24 protein-coding genes and 1 pseudogene are annotated in these 25,457 nt (G+C 64.6%); 12 read left to right on the forward strand and 13 right to left on the reverse strand.

All coding sequences use genetic code 11. The features are described from left to right. The first annotated feature begins 22 nt into the window (after nt 1-22). From aroA to CRO01_RS10140, 10 genes and pseudogenes are all read left to right on the forward strand, one after another. Nucleotides 23-1,324 carry a 3-phosphoshikimate 1-carboxyvinyltransferase gene (gene aroA, locus CRO01_RS10095; RefSeq protein ID WP_097008999.1) on the forward strand — a complete coding sequence of 434 codons (1,302 nt, stop codon included), beginning with the start codon at nt 23-25 and terminating at the stop codon, nt 1,322-1,324. 83 nt (nt 1,325-1,407) lie between these two features. After that, the gene (locus CRO01_RS10100) at nt 1,408-3,678 is read left to right on the forward strand and encodes an AAA family ATPase (protein ID WP_097009000.1); all 2,271 of its coding nucleotides are present in this window, start codon (nt 1,408-1,410) and stop codon (nt 3,676-3,678) included. Further along, on the forward strand, nt 3,671-5,023 hold the full coding sequence (locus CRO01_RS10105; RefSeq protein WP_097009001.1) for a hypothetical protein: 1,353 nt from the start codon (nt 3,671-3,673) through the stop codon (nt 5,021-5,023). The genes CRO01_RS10100 and CRO01_RS10105 overlap by 8 nt, the downstream gene beginning before the upstream one ends. Nucleotides 5,024-5,047: 24 nt before the next feature. Next, a pseudogene (locus CRO01_RS10110) lies at nt 5,048-5,419 on the forward strand (restriction endonuclease); the annotation flags it as partial. A 162-nt stretch (nt 5,420-5,581) separates the two neighbouring features. Further along, nucleotides 5,582-5,830 carry a type II toxin-antitoxin system HicB family antitoxin gene (locus CRO01_RS10115; RefSeq protein WP_097009002.1) on the forward strand — a complete coding sequence of 83 codons (249 nt, stop codon included), beginning with the start codon at nt 5,582-5,584 and terminating at the stop codon, nt 5,828-5,830. Nucleotides 5,831-5,857: 27 nt separating this feature from the next. Beyond that, on the forward strand, nt 5,858-6,109 hold the full coding sequence (locus CRO01_RS10120) for a type II toxin-antitoxin system HicA family toxin (RefSeq protein ID WP_179747455.1): 252 nt from the start codon (nt 5,858-5,860) through the stop codon (nt 6,107-6,109). A 46-nt stretch (nt 6,110-6,155) separates the two neighbouring features. Continuing rightward, nucleotides 6,156-7,019 (forward strand): fructosamine kinase family protein, encoded by an 864-nt coding sequence (locus CRO01_RS10125; protein ID WP_097009004.1) that lies wholly within the window; start codon nt 6,156-6,158, stop codon nt 7,017-7,019. A 588-nt stretch (nt 7,020-7,607) separates the two neighbouring features. Continuing rightward, the gene (gene aroC / locus CRO01_RS10130) at nt 7,608-8,759 is read left to right on the forward strand and encodes a chorismate synthase (RefSeq protein ID WP_097009005.1); all 1,152 of its coding nucleotides are present in this window, start codon (nt 7,608-7,610) and stop codon (nt 8,757-8,759) included. 117 nt (nt 8,760-8,876) lie between these two features. Continuing rightward, nucleotides 8,877-9,389: an inosine/xanthosine triphosphatase gene (yjjX, locus tag CRO01_RS10135; protein ID WP_097009006.1), complete on the forward strand. Its 513-nt coding sequence runs from the start codon at nt 8,877-8,879 to the stop codon at nt 9,387-9,389. A gap of 202 nt (nt 9,390-9,591) precedes the next feature. Continuing rightward, nucleotides 9,592-9,849, forward strand: coding sequence for a DUF7123 family protein (locus CRO01_RS10140; protein WP_097009007.1), 258 nt, complete (start codon nt 9,592-9,594; stop codon nt 9,847-9,849). Nucleotides 9,850-9,892: 43 nt separating this feature from the next. Here CRO01_RS10140 and CRO01_RS10145 read toward each other — a convergent pair whose 3' ends face one another. The 5 genes from CRO01_RS10145 to pyk all read right to left on the reverse strand — a co-directional run bounded on the left by CRO01_RS10145 (nt 9,893) and on the right by pyk (nt 14,734). After that, the gene (locus CRO01_RS10145) at nt 9,893-10,510 is read right to left on the reverse strand and encodes a winged helix-turn-helix transcriptional regulator (RefSeq protein WP_097009008.1); all 618 of its coding nucleotides are present in this window, start codon (nt 10,508-10,510) and stop codon (nt 9,893-9,895) included. A 137-nt stretch (nt 10,511-10,647) separates the two neighbouring features. Beyond that, nucleotides 10,648-11,796 (reverse strand): SPFH domain-containing protein, encoded by a 1,149-nt coding sequence (locus CRO01_RS10150; protein WP_097009009.1) that lies wholly within the window; start codon nt 11,794-11,796, stop codon nt 10,648-10,650. An 87-nt stretch (nt 11,797-11,883) separates the two neighbouring features. Continuing rightward, entirely contained in the window at nt 11,884-12,540 is a 657-nt protein-coding gene (locus CRO01_RS10155) for an NfeD family protein (RefSeq protein WP_097009010.1), read from the reverse strand. Nucleotides 12,541-12,603: 63 nt separating this feature from the next. Then, nucleotides 12,604-12,897: a DUF7312 domain-containing protein gene (locus tag CRO01_RS10160; protein WP_097009011.1), complete on the reverse strand. Its 294-nt coding sequence runs from the start codon at nt 12,895-12,897 to the stop codon at nt 12,604-12,606. A 46-nt stretch (nt 12,898-12,943) separates the two neighbouring features. Beyond that, complete coding sequence (pyk, locus tag CRO01_RS10165; protein ID WP_097009012.1) at nt 12,944-14,734, reverse strand: pyruvate kinase; 1,791 nt, start codon at nt 14,732-14,734, stop codon at nt 12,944-12,946. Between the two features lie 190 nt (nt 14,735-14,924). On the opposite strand from pyk, the gene CRO01_RS10170 reads away from it, so the two are divergent. Further along, nucleotides 14,925-15,269 (forward strand): hypothetical protein, encoded by a 345-nt coding sequence (locus CRO01_RS10170; protein WP_097009013.1) that lies wholly within the window; start codon nt 14,925-14,927, stop codon nt 15,267-15,269. A gap of 6 nt (nt 15,270-15,275) precedes the next feature. On the opposite strand, the gene CRO01_RS10175 is transcribed toward CRO01_RS10170, so the two are convergent. Beyond that, complete coding sequence (locus CRO01_RS10175) at nt 15,276-15,977, reverse strand: helix-turn-helix domain-containing protein (protein WP_097009014.1); 702 nt, start codon at nt 15,975-15,977, stop codon at nt 15,276-15,278. 75 nt (nt 15,978-16,052) lie between these two features. On the opposite strand from CRO01_RS10175, the gene CRO01_RS10180 reads away from it, so the two are divergent. Continuing rightward, nucleotides 16,053-16,349, forward strand: a complete 297-nt coding sequence (locus CRO01_RS10180) for a HalOD1 output domain-containing protein (protein WP_179747456.1) — start codon at nt 16,053-16,055, stop codon at nt 16,347-16,349. Between the two features lie 7 nt (nt 16,350-16,356). Here the strand turns inward: CRO01_RS10180 and metG are convergent, their stop codons facing one another. From metG to CRO01_RS10215, 7 genes are all read right to left on the reverse strand, one after another. Beyond that, nucleotides 16,357-18,507 carry a methionine--tRNA ligase gene (metG, locus tag CRO01_RS10185; RefSeq protein ID WP_097009015.1) on the reverse strand — a complete coding sequence of 717 codons (2,151 nt, stop codon included), beginning with the start codon at nt 18,505-18,507 and terminating at the stop codon, nt 16,357-16,359. Nucleotides 18,508-18,654: 147 nt separating this feature from the next. Then, nucleotides 18,655-19,635 carry a Gfo/Idh/MocA family protein gene (locus CRO01_RS10190; protein WP_097009016.1) on the reverse strand — a complete coding sequence of 327 codons (981 nt, stop codon included), beginning with the start codon at nt 19,633-19,635 and terminating at the stop codon, nt 18,655-18,657. Between the two features lie 122 nt (nt 19,636-19,757). After that, nucleotides 19,758-20,450: a DUF4013 domain-containing protein gene (locus CRO01_RS10195; protein ID WP_179747457.1), complete on the reverse strand. Its 693-nt coding sequence runs from the start codon at nt 20,448-20,450 to the stop codon at nt 19,758-19,760. Between the two features lie 133 nt (nt 20,451-20,583). Further along, a complete protein-coding gene (gene mfnA, locus CRO01_RS10200; protein ID WP_097009018.1) occupies nt 20,584-21,657 on the reverse strand; it encodes a tyrosine decarboxylase MfnA in 1,074 nt (357 codons plus the stop codon). 371 nt (nt 21,658-22,028) lie between these two features. Continuing rightward, the gene (aspS, locus tag CRO01_RS10205) at nt 22,029-23,330 is read right to left on the reverse strand and encodes an aspartate--tRNA(Asn) ligase (protein WP_097009019.1); all 1,302 of its coding nucleotides are present in this window, start codon (nt 23,328-23,330) and stop codon (nt 22,029-22,031) included. A gap of 302 nt (nt 23,331-23,632) precedes the next feature. Next, nucleotides 23,633-23,845, reverse strand: a complete 213-nt coding sequence (locus tag CRO01_RS10210; protein WP_097009020.1) for a hypothetical protein — start codon at nt 23,843-23,845, stop codon at nt 23,633-23,635. 81 nt (nt 23,846-23,926) lie between these two features. Continuing rightward, nucleotides 23,927-25,384, reverse strand: coding sequence for an MATE family efflux transporter (locus CRO01_RS10215; RefSeq protein ID WP_097009181.1), 1,458 nt, complete (start codon nt 25,382-25,384; stop codon nt 23,927-23,929). Nucleotides 25,385-25,457: the final 73 nt, after the last annotated feature.

Consider the following 25,457-nt stretch of genomic DNA (forward strand, 5'->3'; position numbering starts at 1 on the left):
CCCCCCACCCGACCCATCGGGCATGAACGTCGAGATTTCACCATCGCAGGTTCGCGGCGCTGCGGCGGCGCCGCCGTCGAAGAGCTACACTCACCGGGCGGTGCTGGCGGCCGGCTACGCCGACGGCGCGACGGTTCGGGATCCCCTGACGAGCGCGGACATCCGGGCGACGATGCGCGCCGTCGAGGCCTTCGGCGGATCGGTCGCGGAGGAAGCGGACGGCTCGCTGGAGATCGAGGGCTTCGACGGCCGCCCCGACGTGCCCGCCGACGTGATCGACTGCGCCAACAGCGGGACGACGATGCGGCTGGTCACCGCGGCGGCGGCGCTGGCCGACGGCGGCACCGTGCTGACCGGCGACGAGTCGCTGCGCTCGCGCCCACAGGGCCCGCTGCTCGACGCCATCGAACAGCTGGGCGGGAGCGCCCGCTCGACGCGCGGGAACGGGCAGGCGCCGCTGGTGATCGACGGCCCCATCGCGGGCGGCACGGCGTCGATCCCCGGCGACGTGTCCTCGCAGTTCATCTCCGCGCTGCTCTTTGCCGGTGCGGCCACCGACGAGGGCGTCGAGGTCGATCTGGAGACCGAACTCAAATCGGCGCCGTACGTCGACATCACGATCGAGTTGCTGTCGGCCTTCGGCGTCGACGCGCGCCGGACCGACGCCGGCTTCGCGGTCGACGGCGGGCAGTCCTACGCCCCCGAGGGAGGGGAGTACGCAGTTCCCGGCGACTTCTCGTCGATGTCCTATCTCCTCGCTGCGGGCGCCGTGGCGGCCGAGGACGGCGGGGCGGTCGACGTGCGCGGCGCCCAGCCCAGCGCGCAGGGCGACAGCGCGATCGTCGGCGTGCTGGAGGACATGGGCGCCGCGATCGACTGGGATCGGGACGCGGGCGTCATTTCGGTCGAGCGCTCGGACCTCTCGGGAACGACCGTCGACGTGGGCGACACGCCCGACCTGCTCCCGACGATCGCCGCGCTCGGTGCGATCGCCGACGGCGACACCCGGATCGAGAACTGCGAACACGTCCGATACAAGGAGACCGACCGGGTCAGCGCGATGGCCGAGGAACTGGGCAAGATGGGCGCCAGCGTGACCGAGGAACGCGACGTGCTGACGATCCACGGCGACGAGACGGAGCTTTCGGGCGCGACCGTCGAGGGGCGCAAGGACCACCGGATCGTCATGTCGCTGGCGGTCGCCGGATTGGTTGCGGATGGCCCGACGACGATTCGGGGCGGCGAGCACGTCGACGTGTCGTTCCCGAACTTCTTCGAGACGATCGAGGAGTTGGGCGTGGACGTGGTGCGAGACGGTTCGTAGCCACTCTTCTCACCAAGGCTGCTGAGTCTGTCAGCGGATATTTACAATTTAAGTGATTGGCGGACAGTCGTTCGATAGTTCATATGCCCAACCGGGATTTGTTTCTCGCACCCTGTGCAAGCGATCGGCCTCAGGAACACTTTCGGCGGACGGTCCGTGATGGAGTAACTGCAGATATCTATCGGGAGCACACGGCGCATGACTACGGTGATTCCATTGGGGTCTGGGGGCTCGTTCCAAATCTAGAAAGCACGTGGAAAAAGCTCTCCGCGGGCGATTATGTCGTCTTCTACTGGGGGGACAAACAGTACAAATACGCCGCCGAAGTCGTCGCTACTGAACATAATCCTGATCTGGCAAAAGAACTCTGGCCAGCCTACGCTGATGAATCTGCCGGAGAAGACGATCCTGCTGATCCTTGGGAATGCATCGTCTATCTTGACGAGCCACGAGAGATCGACATAGATAGCCGAGAGCTTCAGGGCGAGTTGCTCGGTGAAGGAAAGCACTTCACGATGCGTTTTCGTCCCGTCAACGACGAGGGGCTTCGAACAATCCGGAACAAGTTCGGGAGCGTGAAGGAGTACATCGAGGAGCACACGGTGACGACGTTCGATGATTACGTAGAAGATACGTCAAACACTGAATCACCTTCGACCAATGGTGCCAGTGCTCCCGAGCGTCCGGAACCAGATCATCCGCTATTTGATCACCTCAATTCCTCAAGCGAAAGAAGCATCTTCAAAATCACTGCACCCCCGGACTTTTGGCTCACCGTCATTGAGCACTGTGGGATCCCGCTTGGGGGAGACTACGGGGAAATGAGTGAAATCAGCAATGGAGACATTCTCCTGTTTCACTCGACTCAGACACCGATGGACGATCAACTCTCTGAGCGCGATAGCAAACTCTTCGGGGTCGTTATCGCTGGCAGACGTGCTCCGAAAGAGAGACCGTGGACTTGGGAAGAGCGGCGGTCTGATTCCGATACTCAATTCTCCGCTTTCATCTCGTTCACTCGACTCTTTCTCACAGGAACTCCGGAGAGAATCAACGTCAATACACCTATTGAGGACCGTTCTGCAAAGACCAGAGAAGCAGAATTGGACGGGCTACTACGCAACGGCCTCTCCTCGGAGCAGATTGACGATATTTGCGACGAATTCGAGGTTGGCTTTCCATATCAAGACGCATTAGTCGAATTGAATTCGGGAGAGCAGTTCGGTCGCGGCCAAGCACTGCTTTCTCAGCTAGCACCGGAACTCACAGAGCATTCGTCAATCCCCTTTACTGCTGATTTCGAAGGAGAGGTGCAAGCATCTGTGTTTGATGGGCTCCATTTCCATGACGGCGAAACTCAAGGGGTTTCTTCTGCCTCTGAGTTAGCCATGGACATCACTGCTGCGCTTAGATCTGGAAAACATATTGTGTTTACTGGCCCGCCGGGGACCGGGAAAACTGAAATCGCTAGCCGAGTGAGCGACTATCTAGTCGAGAATCACCCAAATCTCTACACTGATCGAGAGATTACAACAGCAACAGCGGACTGGTCGACGTTCGATACGATCGGCGGTTACATGCCAGAAGCAGAGAATGATACTTCAGACAGTCTGGAGTTTTCGCCCGGGTTGATTCTGAATCGGTTTAAAAGTCGGAGAACAGGACAGCAATTGAACGAGCCGGTTATCATAGATGAACTCAATCGTTCGGACATTGACAAGGCGTTCGGTCAGCTATTCACGCTATTATCTGGCCAGTCTGTAACTCTTCCATACACAAAAAATAGTCAGGAGATAGAACTGTTAGCCGCAGCGGAGAGCGCAGAATTGCCCGCAGAACATCAGTATGTAGTTCCTCAATCGTGGCGGATTTTTGCGACTATGAACACGTACGACAAGACATCTCTCTACGAGATGAGCTACGCGTTCATGCGGCGCTTCGCGTTTATCCGCATACCAGCACCAGCGCTTCCGGATGGGACTTCACGGGAAGAGGAAGAAAGGCTTGAACAGATTGTTTTCGATTTCGCCGATGTCTGGGCCCTATCTCCGGAACGGGAAGAGGCAATGTCAGTCGGTCGAGTCTGGAGAGAAGCGAATCACGCCGTTGATGACCGGGCAATCGGCCCTGCAATTGTGGAAGATATGTTGCGGTACATTAGCCAACACCCCGGGAATGATCTCGGATATATCCTCACGCAAGCAGTGGTGAGTTATCTTCTTCCACAGTTAGAGGGCGTTCCAAAGCGAAAGAAAATTGTTCGGAATATTGCAGGAGTCCAGAGAATCAATGAGCAACAACTTGCGGAGGCAGCCGGGGACATACTTCAGGTAACCATTGCGTCAGATGAATAGGAAGCAACTGCTCGACCAATTGACGGAAGACGTACTGGCGTACGCCATGCAGGGGGCGTTCCCGGAGCGCGAACTAGCTCGATCAATCAAGCCAGATCAACTCGATGAGAGATTTGAAGAATATGAGCTGCTCTTGGATCTCCATTTTATTCTTAAGCCTGAAATCGTCGACTTTGTTAGAGAACTTCCAGCGCGCCTTCGAAGTATACGAACAGAAACCGAGACGGTTTCTCGAACACGGCGTGGCGCAGTTGATGGCCAAATAAACTGGGAGGCGACACTAAAAAAGCGGCACTCAGAACACCCGCGAGACGCGTCGATATTTGTTTGTGACAACCGATCCGAAGATTACGATATCGACGAAAATGTTGTCCTAAAGAAGCTCATCTCAGTGGTTTATACGACACTACAGGAAGCAGAAGAGTACCTTCGAGGGGAGTATGATTGGGTTCGAGAGACGTGGAAAGGCAATGAAAATCTGATCGACGAGTTGCAGCGAATCGTCGAACGCAACGTACACGTACGACGTATTCGCTCCCCGGACGCGTACGAGCCCACTGAACGGATGCTGACTTCTGCCGCAAATTCTCGACAAGAGGTTTATCGCAGAGCGGCATCGTTACTTCGTAATAGAGAGCGTTTACTGGACGGGAATGCCGATGCGATCCGCGACCTGCTCGACAAAACTGCGATTACTCCGGACGACGAGAATACGTTGTTCGAGTTATTTGTCCTCTTCCGTTTCGTTTCGACACTTGAGGAGATGCAGGATGAGCAAGCAACCTTCAAAACTATCAGTACAGGTCGGCAGGAGATCGCTCGTCTAGACGGGGATCGAGAAATCGTCCTGTATCACGATAATTCTGCTCAAGATCGTGATCTGTCTTTCAGAGCAGTTCCAGACGACAAAGATTCCCTCTCACGCACTGAGGAAGTGCAGATAGTCGCACAGGAGGTTGCAGGCAACTACTTCAAACGCGACTTTCGGAATCACACTGGACGACCTGACGTTATCGTTCTCGAGGTGATTTCAGAGGAGCAAAACGAACATGAATATCTTGTTGTCGAGACAAAGAACAGTACCAACACAGACACGATACGACAAGGCATCAAAGAGACACTGGAGTATTTAGCATTTCTCCGCGTCAACGATGAGTTCGTTTTCGGCCAAGAGAATCCTGAAGAGGAGAACTATTTCGGCACGGGACGTAACGGATTACTGGTTGTTCAGGATGTCAATGGCGATACTGCTTCGCTGACAGAGCAATCCGACGAGGAGATCAATATTCTACAGGCATCTGAACTAGAATCTGAACTAGAGCAAATATTGCAGCATATGATCTGAAATTCGTCCCGTATAGTCTTCCTCAAAACAGACCAGTGGGGCTACACCGAGACCGACCCCCTGCCGGCGTTGCGGATCACCGACCTCTCCGAGACCGAGGCGGACCTGATCGAGGCCTTCGTCCCCGTGGCGGTCGACGAGGCCGGCGGGTTCGCGGGCTTCCGCGAGACCGCCACGAAGACGAACTCGCTGGTCGATCGCCTGCGCAAGCTGACGCTGCCCGCCGTGGGGGATGTCGAGGCCGGGCTGGAGAGCTACGTCCAGACCACGGAACGTGCCGAGGAACTGGAAGCGAAGATCGAGAAGACTGACGAGCTGATCGACGAGATCGTGTACGAGCTGTACGGGCTGACCGACGATGAAATCGAGATCGTCGAGGAGGCAGTCGGGGAGTAGCATCCGCGCCGAAGGCGCGGCTCACCGCGGCCGAACGAAGTGAGGCCGCGGCCTTTTTCGCCCACGTTTTTGCGGTGAGCGGTGGCCGAGCGAAGCGAGGCCACCCGAACCGCAAAAAGGTGGTGGGGAAGAATTAACCGAATTCGACTCGTTGCGTCTCACATGAGCACTGGCGTCGAGCCGACGATCACGCTCACTGACGAGGGCGAGTGGTGGGTCGCCAGAGACACCGAAACGGGCGTCACGTCGCAGGGGAAGACCCGCTCGGAAGCGCTCGACAACCTCGACGAAGCGCTTGCCGGCTACCACGGCGACGGGCGCGAGCCGACCGACGAGGAACTGCGCGCTGCCGGGATCGATCCGGAGAACAACGAGTCAGAATCGACCGACGACTCCGAAATTTTCAACTGATATCGGCACGTCAGAATCATCGTACTGATGGGGCGGCCGTTCTCCGGCATGGAGGTGGTGAAGGTGATGGTCAACAGCGGTATCTACGAGTGGGATCGGACGAACGGCGACCACGCGATCCTCCGCTGGGAGCCGCCGTCCGACCACGATTCCGACGCGCGTACTGTCCCGGTCCCCCTGCACGACGAGCTGAGTGTCGGGACGCTTCGAGATATCGCCGATCAAGCCGGAGCGAACGACTTCGGAGAGTTCCGCGACTGGATCGATCGGAACCGGTAGCGTTCGGTTCTGTGTACGTATTCGACTGGCACGCGAACTACGAGAGATGGATTACACCGACGATCCGACCGACCTGCTCGCCCGCGTCGCTGCCCTCCTCGACGCCGACGCCACCGACGCCACAGAACTCGACGGCGGCAACGTCGGGACGGTCTACCGAATCACGTTCGCGGATCGCCCGCCCGTCGCCGCGAAGGTCGACGACTCGCCGCTGGGCAACGAGGCCGCCATGCTCCAGTATCTCGCCCGCGAGACGCCGGTGCCCGTGCCCGCCGTGCTCGGCGTTGAACCGGGCCTGCTCGTGCTGGAGTACGTCGACGGCGACGGCCGGTTCGACGAGCGCGCCGAGCGCGATCTCGCCCGGCACGTCGCGGCACTCCACAACCAGTCGGCCGACGCCTACGGCTTTCCCTTCGACACGCTCTCGGGGCCTTTCTCGCAGTCGAACCCGTGGACCGACTCGTGGATCGAGTTCTTCCGCGATCGGCGCGTGGTGCCCTTCGCCGAGGCCGCGCAGGCCGACGGGTCGCTGCCCGAGGGGACCTACGAGCGCGTGCTCGAATTCGCCGACCGACTGGACGAGCTGTTGGTCGAACCCGACGCGCCCGCGCTGCTCCACGGCGACGTGCATCCGGGCAACGTCGTCGTCCGCGAGGGCGAAGTTCGGGCCCTCCTCGATCCCGCGATCTTCTTCGGCCACGCCGAGTTCGATCTGGCCTACGTCGACCGGATCGACGCCGTCGGCGACGCGTTTTTCGAGGAGTATCGACGGCACCGGGCGATCGACGACGGGTTCGCCGCGACGCGCCGGGACGCCTACGCCGCCTTTCACGAACTGGAGAACGTCCGCTTTTTCGGCGACGAACTGGTGGGGCGGCTGGAGCGCGCGCTCGATCGGGTTGGGGTGTAACGACGACGTTCGAGATCGTGTCGCTTCTGTCGCGCTCAACTGGAGCGCAACCCACCGCGAACTCCCCGAACGTCCCTCCCGAACGACAGTTACACACCTCCCCAACCTCGTCGCCTTCGGCGACTCCCTCGCACGGCGTTGTCTCGGCATACAGCCTCGACAGCGCGCGCCACCGCATCCGCGCGGCCGGGCGCGGCGCTTGTCGCCGCGCCGACGGGGGAGGGCAGGTATGCGGTTGCCGTCCTTGGCGGACTGAAAGGGCGTCCTCGTGAGCGTAGTGAACGAGGGCTCGGAAGAGCTTGCTCTTCCGGCGAGGCTCGGTCGTCAGTTCTCAGGTGGCCCTATCCGAACGAAGTGAGGATATCCGCCTGAGAACTGACGAGCGGGGCGAGGGCTTTCGAGGTGTACCCGGTCGATACGGTCACAGCTCCGAGAAGCGGGGCGAGGGCTTTCGTGGTGTCCTTCGTCGAAGTTGCAACTGCTAGGGCCGAGGGCGTTCGAGGCCAAGCCGTATGAGTCGCCCCTCGGTGCTTACCCTTCTTGCGTAGATTGCAAAGCCTAAATGCGAGGCACTCTCACTGACGGGTAATGAACGGCAATTCGTTCGGTCGCCTCTTTCAGGTGACCACGTTCGGCGAGAGCCACGGCGAGGCGATGGGCGTGACCGTGTCGGGCTGTCCGGCCGGGCTCGAACTCTCCGAGGAGGACATTCAGGGCGACCTCGACCGGCGAAAGCCGGGCCAGTCGAAGATCTCGACGAGCCGCGGCGAGCCAGACGACGTGGAGATCAAAAGCGGCGTCCAAGACGGCTACACCACGGGCACGCCGATCGGGATGGTCATCCAGAACAAGGACGCCCGCTCGGGCAAGTACGAGCCGTTCATCACGGCGCCCCGCCCGAGTCACGGCGACTTCACCTACTCGGCGAAGTTCGGCACGCGCAACTGGGGCGGCGGCGGTCGCTCCTCGGCCCGCGAGACCGTCAACTGGGTCGCCGCCGGCGCGATCGCGAAGAAGCTCCTCGCACAGGCGGGCATCGAGCTCAAGGCCCACGTCAACCAGATCGGCGACATCGAAGCGCCCGAGGTCTCCTTCGAGCAGATGCTCGAACACTCCGAGGAAAACGACGTGCGCTGTGCGGACTCCGATGCAGCCGCCGAGATGCAAGAGCTGATCGAGGACTACCAAGAGCGAGGCGACTCCATCGGCGGGTCGATCTACTTCGAGGCCCGCGGCGTCCCGCGCGGGCTGGGCGCGCCCCGTTTTGACTCCTTGGAGGCCCGGCTCGGGCAGGCCATGATGAGCGTTCCCGCGACGACGGCCTTCGAGTTCGGCCTCGGCAGAGACGCCCGCGAGGTCTCGGGCTACGACCGCAACGACCACTGGGAATTCGACGAGAACGACGAACCGGTCCCCGCCGAGAACGACCACGGCGGCCTGCAGGGCGGCATCAGCTCGGGCGAGCCGATCTACGGCGAAGTGACCTTACACGCCCCGACCTCGATCCCCAAGACCCAGCAAACCGTCGACTGGGAGACCGAGGAGGTCAAAGAGGAGAAAGTCATCGGCCGCCACGACCCCGTGCTCCCGCCGCGTGGCGTCCCGGTCGTCGAGTCGATGCTCGCGCTCACGCTGGTCGACTTCATGCTGCTCGGCGGTCGGATCAACCCCGACCGCGTCGACGGCGATGTGGGCCAGTACGACACCGACTACCACCCGTCCAGCCCGCGCAACGAGTAGCCGGCGACCGTTGGGTGGCCCCACCCGACGCCGTCCGGCATCTGGTCGACGCCGACGGCCAGTTTTCGCGTTCCTCGAATCGTGGCATACAGATAGCCCGAGCAACTTGTAAGCGTAATGCGAGTGAGCGTGGGGAGCGGGAACCCGGTCAAGATCGCGGCAGTCGAGAGAGCCCTCTCGGACGTGGCAGGCGTCACGGTCGAGGGCGTCGAGGTCGACTCCGGCGTCGCCGAACAGCCAAGAGGACGAACGGAAACGATCAGCGGCGCCGAGAACCGGGCCGAGAGCGCCCTCGAGGCGGGAGAGTACGACCTCGGGGTCGGCGTCGAGGGCGGCGTCGCCGAGCACGAGGACGGCCTCTATCTCATCATGTGGGCCGCCGTCACCGACGGCGAACGGGCGACTCGGGGCGCCGGACCGACGATCCGCCTGCCCGAGTCGATGGCCGAGCCCGTCGGCGAGGGCCGAGAACTCGGTCCCGTCGTCGACGAGGTGCTGGGCGCCGAGAACGTCGCCGAAGGCGCGGGCGCCGCCGGCGTCCTCACGGGCCGCGCGATCGACCGGGAGTCCTCGCTCACCCACGCCGTCGCCGCGGCGCTGGGGCCGTTCGTCACCGGCCACTACGAGTAGCGCGGCGGCGGCCGCCGCTGTGGGCTCTGTTCGAACAAAGTAGTCGAGTGACAATTCCACCTGAGACCAGATTAACCAGCCGTACCAACCCGTCCCCGAGACGGGTTTATTTCATCCTCTATCGACGCCAAAACCGCACGACTGCGCCGGGTTAACTCGGCGTACCAAACTTCCTAAGGGCGTCTTACCGCTATGGATGTGTATGAGCACGACCGCAACCGCGACCGCCGACGCCCAGCTCGCCGACGACCTCTCGGAGAAACAGCGCCGAATTCTGTCCTATCTCCGCGAGCGCGCCGCGACCAAGACGTACTTCAAATCGCGCCTGATCGGCGACGCGCTCGACATGACCGCCAAGGAAGTCGGCGCCAACATGACCGCGATCCAAGAGGGGAATTTCGACGTCGACGTCGAGAAATGGGGCTACTCGTCGAGTACGACGTGGAAAGTCAGCGCGTAATCGAGCGGACGGACGACGCTCTTTTGGCGGTCGCTCGCAGTTTTCAGGGATCGAACCGAATCAGCTCGTCGGCCTCGCCGGCCAGCGCTTCGGCGTCCTCGCCGAAGGAGTCGGCGTAGCGGACGATCAGCGTCAGCACGGTCTCGGGCTCGCGGACGGCGTAGCCGTCTTCGCGCGAGAGCAGACCGGCCGACTCCAACTCGCCGGCGTACTTGCTCACCGTCGGGCTGGAGACGCCGATCTTGTCGGCGATGTCGCCGCCGGTCGCCGATGGGTCGCGCAGGAGTGCGACGAGCATTCCGCGCGGGGTGTCCCGGCGGAGATAGCCGAGTACGACCTGCTCGAACGCCGAGAACCGGTCAGCCGGGAAGTACCGGCGGTAGTCGCCGTCGCGGCGGGTTTCGACGCGACCGGCGTCGACCAGTTCGCGGAGGTGGTGTTGGGTCTCGCCGGTGCCCAGTTGCAGATCGTCACGGATCTTCGAGAAGTGGGCGCCCGGCGTTGTCGAGAGATAGCCCGCAATAGCAGAGCGGGCTTCGCTGTCGTCGGACTCGCCTTCCGAGCCAGACGCCATGCCCGCAAGCGGCGTCGCCGCGCCGAGCGCGGCAAATCGGCGCAGCGTCGTGCGTTTTGACTCGTCGACATCTCTGGAACCGGGCATCTACAGAGGGGTACGTCCGGTCCAAATAAAACCGCTTCGGATGCGGCCGATTACTTCACTTGCTATCGCGTGAATAAAGATGGTTGCCGAGAAGTTGCGGCGGTCGGCGCGGGGCGCCGTCGCCGCGACGCCCAGTTCTACGAGCTATCGAGCTCTTCTTCGAGGTCGGCCTGCTCTTCGACCTCTTGGTCCATCTCCTCGATCACTTCGTCGGCGCTGCGGATGTTCGCGGCGTCGCTGCCCTCCTTGATCGCTTGGGCCTCCTCTTCCATCTGCTCGACGTCCATCTCGGCTTCGGCGTCGATCTGGCCGAGGATCTCCTCGATGTCGTCGAGGCCGAGCATCTCGCGGGTCTCCTGATCGAAGTCGAGGCTGTTCAGCGAGCCGTCCTGCTGGGTCACGTCGCTGCCGGTCAGGTGCTTGCCGTAGCGGCCGACCATCGACGTGAGTTCCTGGGGCATCAGGAACGTGTTGGACTCGCCCTTGCCGATCTCTTCGAGCGTCTCCATTCCCTTGTCGATGACGGCGCGCTCGCCCATCGACTCGGCGGATTTGGCGCGCAGCACGGTCGAGATGGCGTCACCCTGTGCTTCGAGGATCTGGCTCTGCTTTTCACCCTGCGCGCGGATGATGTTGGACTGCTTGTCACCTTCGGCCTGCTCGACCGCGGAGCGGCGTTCACCCTGCGCTTCGAGGATCATGGCGCGACGCCGACGCTCGGCGCTGGTCTGTTGCTCCATGGCCTCCTGAACGTCCTTCGAGGGGTTGACCTCGCGGACCTCGACGGACTCGACGCGGATCCCCCACTCGTCTGTGGGCTCGTCGAGTTCCTTGCGGATCTTCGCGTTGATCTCTTGGCGCTTGTTGAGCGTGTCGTCGAGTTCCATGTCGCCCAGCACCGCACGCAGCGTCGTCTGCGCGAGGTTCGAGACGGCGCGCTTGTAGTCGTCGACTTCGAGGAACGCCTTCTTGGCGTTCATCACCTTGATGTAGACGACGGCGTCGGCGGTCACCGGCGAGTTGTCCCGCGTGATCGCTTCCTGCCGGGGCACGTCCAGCGTCTGCGTTCGCATGTCGAACTTGTGCGTGTTCGAGACGAACGGCGGCACGAAGTTGATACCGGGTTCGAGCAGCTTCCGGTACTCGCCGAACACCGTCAGCGCGCGTTTCTCGGTCGCGTCGACGATCTCGATCGAGCTAGCGAGCGTTACGACTGCCAGCAACAACAGCAACGCCCCGAGAACGGTAATCGTCGGGACGGCCTGCAGTAGTATTTCTCCGACCATGGACGCAATTTATGTCGGGAGCATAATAAGAGTTCGCTGTTCGTCACAGTGCAACATGTCCCACACGCGGAGAGGATCGCCCGACGCTCACCCGGCTTCTTCGGTTTCGACGTCGCGTTCGCCGGTGTCGGAGTTCTGTGATGTCGTGTCGGCGTCCGACACGCTGGCGTCGTCGTCCGCCGAACGAGTCTCCTCGTCGACAGTCTCGGCGCCGTCGTCTTGCGTGCCCGCTTCGGCCTGACTGTCCCGGGCGAGCTCGCGGTCGATCCGGTCCTCGTCGAACTCCTCCATCGAGTCGACGGTCAGGACGTTCCCGCCGCCGGGGTCGACGACGATCACCTCGGATCCCTCGGGGATCGGGTCGTCGAACGCGCGCGCCTGAAAGAACGGATTGAAGCCGCCGTCTTCGAGTTTGACCTGTCCGTCGGTCGCGGTGACGCGCTCGGTGACGCGGCCGATCTGGCCCTTCAGCGAGTCCGAGTCGCTCGTCTTAGCGGTGCCTTTCCCGCCGTAGAAGTCGAACTCGCGGTAGACCCACAGCGCAACCGCTCCGAAGAGGATCACCAGGCCCGCGAGCGCGAGCGGCGACGCCAGCGGCGTCAGCGCCATGCCCAGCAGTCCAGCGAAGAGCAAGGCGACGCCGAGCACGATCAGGTGCGCGCCGGGCGCCATCGCTTCCATCACTAGCAGGACGATCCCGGCGATCACCAGCAACAACGGCGGGTCGACCGCTTCCAACACCATACGCGAGCGTTGGGAACGTGAGCGATTAAATCCTTGTGCAAGAATCGGGCAACGATCCGCCGATTAGAGAGTAAAGATCGTCACCGTCCGGACGAAAATCAACACGGCGACGATGGCGCCCAGCGCGACGAACGCCGCGTTTTCGAGGTCGATCTCCTCGGGTTCGATCGAGCGGTCGATCACTCGCTCCGCTGTCTCGGCGTCCTCGTCCTCGTCCTCGCCGTTTTCGTTCTCCAGATCGGCGAGGCTGTATTTCCACTCGTCGGCCGCCCCGTCGTCGCGGTCGGGCTCCCCGTCGTCGCGGTCGGGCTCCCCGTCGTCGCGGTCGGGCTCCCCGTCGTCGCTCGGCGCTGCCATGGCTACGGGTTGTACCCACAGGGCAAAAAACGATCCGACCCGCCGATCAGTGGGGTCGCTCGGGCGTCCCGTCGAGCGAGCGCTCGGCGCGCTCGCGCGCCGAAACCACGTCGCCGGCGTAGACGACGCCGCGCTGGGCGTCGATCGTCACGGTGTCGCCGTCGTCGACGCCGTCGCCGACGGCCGCGCCGCTGACCATCGGGATGTCGAGTTCGCGCGCGACCAGCGCGGGGTAGCCGGTCATCCCCGGTCGGGCGTCGACGATGCCGCCGAGCGTTTCGGCGTCTCCGGTGAACTCGCCGTCGAACGACTCGTCGAGCGCGAGAATCGCCCCTTCGGGAACGTCAGAGAGGTCGCCGTCGTCCGATCGGACGATCGGACCGGAGGTCCGCCCCTCGACGACAACGCGGCCCGCCGCGACCGAGTCGGCCGCGACGTGGACCTTGAGCATGTTGGTCGTGCTGGTGCCTTCGAGTTCGGTCATCATCCCCGAGAGGACGACGACGGTGTCGCCGCTTTCGGCGGCGTCGGAGTCGAGGGCGGCCTGCACCGCGTTCTCGATGACGGCGTCGGTTCCCTCGTCGGTGAAGGGCGCGTAGACGGGTTGGACGCCCCACGACAGCACCATCTGGCGGCGCACGCGGTCGTTCGGCGTCGCCGCGATGACCGGCGCGTTGGGCCGGAACTTCGCGGTCTTGAGCGCGGTGTACCCCGATTCGCTGGCGGCGACGACCGCGCTCGCGCCGATGTCGCGGGCGAGATAGCGCGCCGACCGGGCCAGCGCGTCGGTTCGGGAGTCGTCGGCCGCGGGGACGCGCTCGTCGCGCACCTCTCGGTACTCGCCGCTGCGCTCGACCTCGCGGACGATCCGGTCCATCGCCTCGACGACGCGGACGGGGTGCTCGCCGATCGCCGTCTCGCCCGACAGCATCACCGCGTCGGTGCCGTCAAGGACGGCGTTGGCCACGTCGGAGGCCTCCGCGCGCGTCGGCCGGCGCTCGTGAACCATCGAGTCGAGCATCTCGGTCGCCGTGATGACCGGCACGCCGGCGTCGCGGCACTTCCGGATGATCTTCTTCTGGACGATCGGCACCTCCTCCATCGGGCACTCGACGCCGAGGTCGCCCCGCGCGACCATGACGCCGTAGGCGGCGTCGATGATCTCGTCGAGGTTGTCGACCGCGCCCGCGCGCTCGATCTTGGCGATGATCGGGATATCGGCGCCGGCTTCCTCCAACACCTGATTGACCTCGTAGACGTCCTCGGCGTCGCGGACGAAACTCGCCGCGACGAAGTCGACGTTCTTCTCGGCGGCCAGTTGGAGGTCCTTGCGGTCTTTCTCGGTGACGACGTCGAGGTCCAGATCGACGCCGGGGATGTTGACGCCCTTGCGTCCCGAGAGCGGGCCGCCGTCCTCGACGCGGGCGAGCACGGCGTCCTCGCGCACCTCGGTGACGGTCGTCTCGATCCGCCCGTCGTCGAGCAGGATGCGGTCGCCCTCGGCGACGCCGGAGATCGAGACCGAGAGGCCGACCTCTTCAGGCGTAGCGTCCTCACCCTCGACGAACCGGATCTCGGAGCCGGCTTCGAGGTCGATCGGTTCGTCGAGCGGTGCGGTCCGGATCTCGGGGCCCTTCATGTCGAGCATCGCGGCGAGCGGCTCGTCTGCGGCTTCGTCGACCGCCTGAATGCGGTCGATCAGCTCCCCCCGGCTCTCGCGGTCTCCGTGGCTCGCGTTGAGCCGCGCGACCGACATCCCCGCGTCCGCCAGATCCCGAATCGTACGCCGCGAGTCCGAAGCCGGACCGAGCGTACAGACTATCTTCGCGTTTCTCATGGCCGGGTGTACGGCCGACCCACTCAAAAAACGTCCTGTTACCGGCTGAGCGTGGTACGTTTGCACAACGTACGTCGAAGAATCGTGACGAATCGGTGCCGAGCGAGCACAGCGACGAACGTCGGCGCCGCGACGCCGAGCAACGGCACTGACCGGGGCTTTCTTGCCCGACGGCGTCCCATCCACTCGCATGACCGACGACCCGAGCGTCCTCTCGTCGCTGCCGGACGCGCCGCTGACCCGCGACGTGATCGACTCGCTGACCGACGCCGACGCCGTGCGCCACGCCTCGCCGGTGCTGGTGCGAGGCCCCGGCGGTCCCGACGGGCCCAACGAGGACCACGCCGAGGACGTGTTGCTCGCCACCGGCGAGCGGATCTGGTATCTCTCGCTGGAGCCCGACGAGGGCTGGTCCGTCGAGCACGACGCGACCTACGAGGACGGCGAGTTCGAGGACGCGCTCGACGACGTTCGCTACGAGGCCTCGAAGCACGCCGAGGCGAAGTATCAGGAAGAAACCGAGTTCGAGATCTGAATCGGGCTATCCTGACGGCGCCTCGAAGAACGCGGCGATGAACTTGCGTTCGACTGCACGCAGATGCTTGAGCAGTGCCGACGCCGAGATGTCGTGTTGCTCGGCCAGTTCCTCCGCGGTGGTCTCCCGTGGCCACTCGTAGTATCCCGATTCGTGGGCAGCCGTCAGCACCTCTTGCTGGCGGTCGGTGAGACGGGTCTCGATCTCTCGGCGGAGCTGGCGCTGGTTGAACATCGGCGTCACGTGCGGTTGCGTGGCTTTGGACTCGAGGGTGGCGTCGGGATGGGCGTCGAGAAACTCCCCGACGATCTCGCCGGCGTCCTCGCCGGCCGGGATTTCCGCGCTGAGATAGCCCTCGCCCCCCTCGCCGTAGACCCGCCGCGGCAGGGCGCCGCGCTCGCTCAGGAAGACTGCGGGGCAATCACTCGACACGTCGAACTCGAAGAGGCCGCCGGAGTCGTACGTTTCGAGCAGAGTCGGCTCGGCCGACTCGTGCTCCCGAGCGAGATCGAGAATCCGGTCGGGATCGGCGCCGTCGACGGCGAAGAACTCGGCGTACGACTCCGAGCCGCGGGGGATGATCTCCTCTAACGAGATCCGACAGCCCTCGATTGCCGAGGCGCCGACGAAGGGGTACTCCGCGCTCGACATGGAAAATTCCACGCGAGTGATCGGTTCGGCCGCCGGCTGCTGTCGTTTCCCTGCCATCGCTGAATCGATCGTTCCCGATCGGGTTAAAATCCTAGCCATGCACGGTTTCCCCCGGCGTCCCCAACCGCACCCATGAACGATCCCGCGCCGACCACGTCGGACGATTCGGCGCTTCTGTGGCGCCCGATCGGCGCCGACGAGCCGTGCAGCACGGCGGTCGTGGACGCCGTTGCTGCCGCCTCGAACACCGACCAAACCGATCTGCGACCGCTCTACGAGACGATCGATCCGGACATGCTGGACTCGCTGTTTGGCTCCGATGGATCGGACGGCACCGTCCGCTTCGAGTACGAGAACTACGGCGTCGTCGTGCAAGCCAACGAGCGCATCGAACTGTACGAGCGATCCGACTGGACGCCGTCGCCGTGACGCGTCGTTACCGGACTTTCGTCCCCGGCTCGGCGTCCTCGTGAGTCGTCAGCAGGTCGGCCTGCTCGCCGGCGGCCAGCACCATGCCGTTCGATTCGACGCCGAACAGCTCGGCCGATTCTAAGTTCGCCAGCACGACGACGTTCGTTCCGGGCAGCTCCTCGACGTCGTGGAGCTGCTTGAGGCCGGCGACGATCTGTCGCTGCTCGACGCCGATGTCGACCTCTAGGCGGACGAGGTCGTCGGCGCCCTCGATCCCCTCGGCGCTCTCGATGCGACCGACCCGCATGTCGATGTCTTGGAACTCCTCGAAGCCGATGCGCTCCTCGGCGATGGCTTCGAAGTCAGCCGCCGCGGCGTCGTCGGCGTCGCCCGCAGCGTCGGCGTCACCGTCGTCGGCGCCGGCGTCTTCGTCGTCCTCGGCGGCCTCGATGCGCTCGGCGAGCTTCTCGTTGAGGGCTTCGACGCGCTCGTCCTCGATCTTCTCGAACAGTTCGACGGGCTCGTCGAACTCGGCCGGCGGCGCCTCCAGCGCGTGCTCGATCAGGGCGTCGCCGACCTGCCCGTCCTCGCCGAGTTGCGCCCAGACCTGCTGGGCCTTCTCGGGCGCGATCGGCTCGAACAGCACGGCGACGGCCTTGGCGATCTGAACGCAGTCGCGGATCACCTGCTCGGCCGCGTCGGGGTCGTCGTCGACGAGGTTCCACGGCTCGTTGCGCTGGATGTACTCGTTGCCGAACTTCGAGAGTTCGGTCACGGCGGCGGCGACCTCGCGCAGCGAGTACTCGTTGACGCCGACGCGGAACTGCTCGATGGCGTCTTGGATCCGCTCGCGGACCTCGTCGGACACGTCGGCGTCCGGCGTCCCCTCGTAGTTGCGGTAGGCAAACAGCGTGCTCCGATACAGGAAGTTGCCGACGTTGCCGACCAACTCGCCGTTGACCTTCTCTTGGAAGGCGTCCCACGAGAAGTCAACGTCCTGCTGGAGGCCGCCGGTCGTCGTCAGATAGTATCGCAGGAGGTCGGGATGGAACCCTTCGTCGAGGTACTCCTTCGCCCAGATCGCACGATTCCGGCTGGTCGAGAGGCCCTTCCCGTTGATCGTGATAAAGCCGGTCGCGGCGATCGCTCGGGGCGCGTTGTAGTCTGCGGCTTCGAGCATCGCCGGCCAGAAGATTGCGTGGTGCTGGATGATGTCCCGGCCGATGAAGTGGACGATCTCGCCGCTGTCTTTCCAGACCTCCTCCCAGTCGTACTCGTCGGCGCCGACGCGCTCGGAGTACTGCTTGGAACTGGAGATGTACTCGATCGGGGCGTCGACCCAGACGTACAGCACGAGGTCGTCCTCCGATTCGGCGCCGTCTTCTTCGGCGGCTTCGCCGCCTCCGTTTCGCTGCTCCTCCGGAGCAGCGCTGCCGGGATAGTCGATCCCCCAGTCCATGTCGCGGGTGATACACCAGTCCTGCAGACCGTCCTCGATCCACTGGCGGGGCTGGTTGCGCGCGTTCGAGGTTCCTTCGAGACCGTCGAGGAACTCGGTGAGGTAGTCCGACAACTCGGACACCTCGAAGAACTTGTGGCTGCGCTCGCGGTACTCGGCAGGGTTACCCGTCACCGAGCTCGTCGGGTCCTCGACCTCACCGGGTTCGAGGTGGCGCTGACAGCCCTCGTCGCACTCGTCGCCACGGGCCTTCTCGCCGCAGTAGGGGCAGGTGCCGACGACGTACCGGTCGGGCAGGTACTGATCGGCGTCGGGGTCGTACGCGACTTGGATCTCTTTCTCGTAGACGTACCCCTCCTCGTCGAGTGTTCTGACGATCTCCCGGGTGAGTTCGGTGTTGGTCTCGTCGTGGGTATGGCCGTAGTTGTCGAACTCGACGTTGAACTTCGGGAACGTCGCCTCGTACTGCTCGTGCCACTCTAGGGCGAACGTCTCGGGATCGACGCCCTCCTGCTCGGCGTTGACCGCCACCGGCGTGCCGTGCATGTCCGACCCGCAGACGTAGGCGGTCTGCTGGCCGAGCGACCGCAGCGAGCGGTTGTACGCGTCGGCGCCGATATACCCCCGCAGGTGACCGATGTGCAGGTCGCCGTTGGCGTAGGGCAACCCACAGGTCACCACGGCGGGGTCCTCCGTGGGGAACTCCTCGTGGCTCATACTATCGCTTGGTCGCTAGCGGGAGTAAAAGCCGCTGGTTTCGGTCGTGGCCGTGCCGGGACGTTGACGGCCGAGCCCCGATCAGGCGTCGTCCGGACGCGCGGTGACGCCGTCGGTCGGACGTGCGGTGACGCCGTCTCCCGGCCGTTATCGCTCGACTGCCACGGGCGCGCCGGCCGCCGCGCTCTCGTAGAGCGCGTCGATCACGCGCATGTTTGCGATGGCCTCGGTGCCGCCGGTTCGGGGCTCCTCGTCGGCGTCGACCGCCGCTTCGAGGTGGTCGACCTCCAGCCGGTACTGGTCTACGGCGTCGAACGTCTCGACGCCGTGGCGGCCGTCGATCTCGTACTCCAGTTCGACCGGCTCGTCGACCGGCGCGTCGAAGGCGTCGCGGACCTCGATCCAGCCGTCGACCGCCTCGACGCGGTAGCGCTGGACGAGCTGCGTGTCGAAGCCACAGGCGACGCGCGCGGACGCCCCCGAATCGTACTCCAGCACGCCCGCGAGTTCGGTGTCGACGCCGCTGTCACGTGAATCGTCGGTGTGGGCGTACGCGCGCTCGGGCTCGCCGAGGAACAGCCGCGCCGCCGAGACGGCATAGCAGCCCACGTCCATCAGGCTCCCGCCGGCCAAGTCGGGATCGAGTCGCACGTCGTCGGGGCGGCCGTACAGCGGGAACTTGAACGACGCGTTCACGGAGCGAATCTCGCCGAGTTCCTCGCGGGCGAGTTCGACCGCGCGCTCGGTTCGAGGGTGATACTGATACATGAACGCCTCCATCAGCGTGACGCCGCGGTCCTCGCAGTAGTCGACGACCTCGCGGGCTTCCTCGGCATCGACGGCCAGGGGCTTCTCGCAGAGCACGTCGTGGCCCGCGTCGGCCGCCTTCTTGGTCCACTCGGCGTGGAGGCCGTTCGGGAGGGGATTGTACACCGCGTCGATGCCGTCGTCAGCGAGCAGGTCCTCGTAGGAGCCATAGCTCCGCGGAATGCCGAACTCGTCGGCGACGGCCCGCGCGCGGTCGGCGTCGCGCGAACTGATCGCAGCCACGTCGTGGTCGCTGCCCTCCAGCGCGGGGATGAGCGACCCGCGGGCGATGTCGGCGGTGCTGATAATTCCGATGTCCATGCGACTGTGGTCGGGACGGGGGCGGAAAAACGGTCAGGTTGCGGAATTAGATGACGCCGCCGGGTCAGTAGGCCGAGTGCGCCGTTGGATCGGCAGATCGAGGGCGCCGACGATCGGCCGGCTCAGGCTGCCGGTCGGGAGACCGACTCGGTGTCGGTTTCGGAGACATCCACGCCGTCGCGGCGGCCCCACGCGCGTCCGATCACGTAATACGCCGCGACACCCGCGTAGAAGCCCACGAACGCCGCGACGAGCGGGGCGACCGCGGGGATGCCGCCGAACACGCCCGAGACGACGCCGCCGGCGAGAACGAAACCGGCGCCGATCAGCCAGGCGGTCGCGTACGACCCGCTGGTCAACACGGGGCGAAGCGTTCCGACATCGAAGCCGTCTGCGATCCGTCCCTCCTCCGCGACGTTGGCCAGCGCGGCCGGCGTCACGTACGCCGCGAACGCTGCCAGTCCGAGCCAGAGCAGTCCCCCGACGATCAGGACGACGGTGCCGATCACGCTGGCGTCGGCCGAGAGCGCGGCGGCGCCGCCGACGATCACGACGGCACCGGCGGCCGTCAGGAGAGCGTAGGCCACTGCGACGACCGTTCCGCGGACGCCCTCGCGGAACATGTCGCCCCAGTCCTCGAAGACCGGGGCGCGCTCGGAGCCGTGAGCGACCGATCGGATCACGCGCATTGCGTAGCCGACCAGCACGATCGCCGGGACGACCAGCACGCTCGTGAGCGCGAGCAGGCCGCCGATCAGGAGTGTTCGTACCGCCTCGTCGTTGCTGTAGGGATATCTGAGTGCGTCTGAAATCATGGGTTTCCGGAACGTCGGCGTCCAGACTGCAGGAAAGAACGGCGGCCCGCGTCGACTGGTTCCAAATACAATTACGCTCGCAGAGAACATAGCCCTACGCGCCGCATGCGTACGCATACTCCCGATACGCCCGTCACTCGACGGTGCTCGGAGTCCGGGCCAGCGCGTCGATGTCGGCGACGAACGACTCCAGCATCTCGCGGGTGACGTGGGGCATACAGACCACGCGCAGTTCGCCGGCGCCCGTCCGGGAGATGCGCCACCCCTCCTCGCGCAGGCGAGCGAACAGCGACCGGGGCACGTCGGCGGCCACGAGCGGGAGCGTCGGCTCGACGACATCGTAGCCCCGCTCGTCGAGCGCGTCGGCCAGCCACTCGGCGTTGTTCTGCGCCCGGACGTACTGCTCGCGGTAGCCCGCCGGCCAGAGAGCTTCCAGCGCGGCGACGGTGCTGGCGACGCCGGCACCGCTTCGCGTTCCGGTCAGCGTCGCCTGCTCGGTCGATTCGAGATACGGCGTGTCGACCGCCAGCGCGTCGAGCACGTCGGGTGAGCGGGCCAGCAGGCCGCCGGCGGGGATCGCCGCCCGACCCATCTTGTGCGGGTCGATCGTCAGCGTGTCGACGCCGACGTGATCGAAGTGCCACTCCTCGTCGGTAAACGGCAGCACGAAGCCGCCCCACGCCGCGTCGACGTGGAACAGCGCTCCAGCGTCGTCGGCCACGTCCGAGAGGGCCGCGAGCGGATCGACGCGGCCGTACTCGGTCGACCCGGCGACGCCGACGACCAGCGCGGTGTCCTCGTCGGCCAGCTCGGTCATGGCGTCGACGCGCGCCCGGTAGTCGCTGTCGACCGGCGCCGTCCGGAGCTCGACGCCGAGGATACCGGCTGCCTTCCGGAAACTGAAGTGGGCGCTCTCGGGCGCGACGACGTTCGGCGCGTCGGTCGCCGCCAGATCACGCGCGGCGCGGACGGCCTGAATGTTGGCCTCGGTCCCCCCGCTTGCGATGTACCCGTGTGGCTCGTCCAGTCCCGCGATCTCGCCCAGCGCGTCGACGGCGTCCCCCTCGAGTTCGGCGACGGTCTGGTAGGTCCCCGGATCGCCCGGGTTGGTCGCCAAGAACGTCTCGGCGGCCTCGCGCGCCGCCGGGTGCGGCTCGGTACACATAGAAGAGAGCACCCGGCTGAAATCCTGCGGCTCGGCTCGCATAGCCAAAATGTGGACGGTCAGGCGTTTAGGGATTGCGTTCTCCGAAGGGCGACAACGAGCATTCCGTTGTCGATCGCGTCCTCCGAGCGCTGGATGGGGGGACACGAACGAGTTTCGTATATCGAGTATTGGTTTATTTTGGCGAGTGCGCAATCCTATCGGTAGCCAATGGAAGCAGCAAAACCGCAAGAAGGGGACGCGGCGTCGTCGCTTACGGCGACAGACGCTGGCGATCCGGCGAGACGCTCACGCGGTTCGCGCCTCGCTGGCTCTCAACGTCTTCGTCAGGGACTCAGACGTTGACGATCTCGCGGGAACGCCGTCAGTTCGCTACGCTCGTGACGAGCTCCCGCTCAACTGTCAGCGCCGTCTCAGGGAGACAGTCGCTGTCGGTCTCGCGGGAAGAGAACGGCCTCCCGGATGTTGTCGAGGTCGAGCATCGTCATGACGACGCGCTCGACGCCGTAGGCCCACCCGGCGTGGGGCGGCATGCCGTACTTGAACATCTTGGTGTAGTACTCGAACTGGCTGGGATCGAGGCCCTGCTGTTCGAAGCCTTCGACGAGGTTGTCGTAGCGGTGTTCACGCTGACCGCCCGAGACCAGTTCCATGCGCGGGTGCATCAGGTCGAAGCCCTTCGAGAGCTCGGGGTCGTCGTCGTAGTCCTGAATGTAGAACGGCTTGATCTCGCTGGGCCAGTCGGTGATGAAGTAGTGGCCGCCGATCTCGTCGCCCAGCGCCTTCTCGGCTTCCGTCGAGAGGTCGTCGCCCCAGACGAGCTGTTCGTCGAGTTCGCCGGTTGCGTTGATGCGCTCGATGGCCTCCTCGTAGGTGAGTCGCGGGAAGTCCTCCGCGGGCGCGCTGAAGTCGTCGTAGCCCAGCAGTTCGAGCTCCTCTTGGCAGTTCTCCTCGACGGCCTGATAGGCGGCGTGGAGCGTGCCTTCACACACGTCCATCGCCTCCTCGTGGTCGATGAAGGCCGACTCGAAGTCGATCATCGTCGCCTCGTTGAGGTGGCGGGGCGTGTTGTGCTCCTCGGCGCGGAAGATCGGGCCGACCTCGAAGACGCGTTCGAGTCCGGAGCCGACCATCAGCTGCTTGAACAGCTGGGGGCTCTGGTTCATGAACGCTTCCTCGCCGAAGTAGGTGACCGGGAACAGCTCGGTGCCGCCCTCGGTGCCCGTAGCGACGATTTTGGGCGTGTTGATCTCGGTGCTGCCGACCGATCGGAAGTACTCGCGGACGGCGCGCAGGATCTCGGCGCGGATCTCGAAGATCGCTTTCACTTCGGGCTTGCGAACGTCCAGCGTCCGGTTGTCGAGACGGGTCGGAAGCTCGGCGTCGACCTTTCCGGAGGGGTCGAGGGGCAGTTCGGGATCTGCCGGGGCAACGACCTCCACGTCGGTCGGGACGATCTCGACATCGGTGGGTGCGCGGGGCTCTTCTTCCACGTCGCCGGTGACTTCGACGACGCTCTCGCGGGAGATGTCGAGGCCGGTTTCGACGAGGTCGTCGTCCATCTCGTCTTTCTCGAACTTGACCTGGATCTTACCGGACTGGTCCCGGACGATCAGGAAGGCGATGCCGCCGAGGTCGCGGATCTCGTGGGCCCAGCCGGCGACGGTGACGGTGTCGCCCGGCTCGGCGTCCGCGGTGTAGGTTCGGTCCTGCATACCTGCGGTTTCAGACGGCCGCGCCTTAAACTGCGTCGGTTCGCTACAGCCTTGCTCTCGACCGGGAACGCGTCGTGGTTCTGTCGCGTTTGGCTCGAGACGGACGGTCTGGGCCACCAGCGGTCCGATTGTGTCGTCTGGGTGTGGCACTGATGATGAGAGGTGTAACGGGCGTATAAATCATATAATGCGATATAGAATCTATGATGCGTAGAAGAACAACGACGAGAACATAGCGCTCGACGACTATCCGATGGCATCGCTGCTGAGAGGAAGCTCTGACGCGAATCTCGAAGCGGCGGTTAGGCGGTCAAAACCCGGTGAATGCGTAACAACGCGGTGAGTCCGGCGACGGTGGCGACGAGCGTGATGCCGGTTCCCGCTGCGTTTTCGGTCAGCCCGGCGGCCATCAGTGCATGGACGCCAACGTCGACGCCGGCCAGCACCACGGCTGTGAGGGCAAACAGCGACGCTGCGACCGCTTCTCGGTGAACCGCTCGCTGCGAACTCGACATTACTGATTGGTATGGAGGGATCCATCATAATCATTGTTGTGTGTTGGCACACCAACTAGGCGTTCGCCATCGAGCGCGGCGTCAATCGCCAGCCGACGCCTCGGGGCGATACGAGCGGCTGATCGCCTTCCAGCGCCCGGTCGCAAAGCGATAGTAGGTGACGACTGCGGGCACCAGCGTCTCGACGACGAGTGCGAGATACAGCGCTTCGATGCCAAGCGGCGTCACGGCGCCGATAACGGGGATCGGGACCGACGCCGCTCCGGCGTACGCGATCGGAAGTGTGAACGCGTACAGTCCGAGCAGTTGGGCGTAAAACGGCCAGCGCGTGTCGCCGCTGGCGCGCAGGGGGCCGGTCGCGCCGCCGCTGACGCCGCGAAACACGACGCTGATACAGGCGACGGCGATGAACGCCGTGGTGAGCGGTTTGACTTCGGGGTCGCTGACGAACAAGCTCCCGATCGGATCGGCCAGCACCAGCACGGCCCCCGCGATGGCGAGATACACCGCGACGCTAAACGAGATGATCTCGTGGCCGAGCCGTCCGGCGTCGTCCTCGTCGCCGGCACCCAGTTCCTGTCCAACGAGGCTAGAGGATGCCAGCGAGAACCCCCAGTTGGGCGTGTCCATCAGCGCGCGGACGCGGCGGGCGACGACGAACGCGGCGACGACGTTCTGGCCGAACAGGCCGACGATCGCCAGCATCGGGAACTGGGCCATCGTCGCGGCGCTGTTGGTGAAGACGAGCGGGACGCCGATCTCGACGACATCCCGGACCTCGTCGAGCGTCGCGTGGGGGCCCGAAAGATCGACAGTCACGGGGAACGCGCCGACGAGAGGGAGGCTGCCGGCCGAAAAGCCCCAGACGAAGGCGCCGAACACGGCGACGTTTGCGACGACGGTCCCGACCGCGGCGCCGACGACGCCCATCCCGGCGCCGAAGATCAGGATGGCGTTGAGACCGACGTTGATGACGGCGCCGCCGGCCCGGAGCACCATCGGCGTCCACGCGTCGTCGGCGCCGACGAGCGTGCGACTCCCGACGAGATTCAGTCCCGCGAACGGTACGCCGAGCGCGACGACGCGCAGGTACGTCGCGCCGTACTCGATCGGCGTCGATCCCGAGCCGATGAGCGAGATCAGCTCGTGCGGTGCGAGCGCGAACAGCACGGCCACGGGCGTCGTCACGGCAAGAACGACCACTGCGCTGGTCTTGACCGCAAGCGAGAGCCGATCGTAAGCGTCGGCGCCGTAGCGCTGGGAGACGAGGCTGATCGTCGCGCCGGCGAACCCGCCGCCGAGTGCGAACGCCATCCCCCAGAAGGGGCTGGCGTAGCCCACGCCCGCAATGGCGCCCGAGCCGAGCGCGAGACCGACCATGGCCACGTCGGCCGCGGACTTGGACATCCGCGCGATGCCCGTGACGATCCGGGGCCACGCGAGATCCGTGGTACGCTCGGCTCTTCGGGCGTCGATCAGCCCCGCCCGCGCGAGCAGGCGCCCGATCGACAGCAAGAGCCAGCGCACCGGATTCGGCAATCGGCTCGTCGCAGAAGGCACGCCACTCGGTACTCGTTCGTCCCGTTTAGGCCTTCAGATCGCGGAAGCCATC

It is taken from the genome of Natronoarchaeum philippinense (genome assembly GCF_900215575.1).
GTDB classification, from domain to species: domain Archaea; phylum Halobacteriota; class Halobacteria; order Halobacteriales; family Natronoarchaeaceae; genus Natronoarchaeum; species Natronoarchaeum philippinense.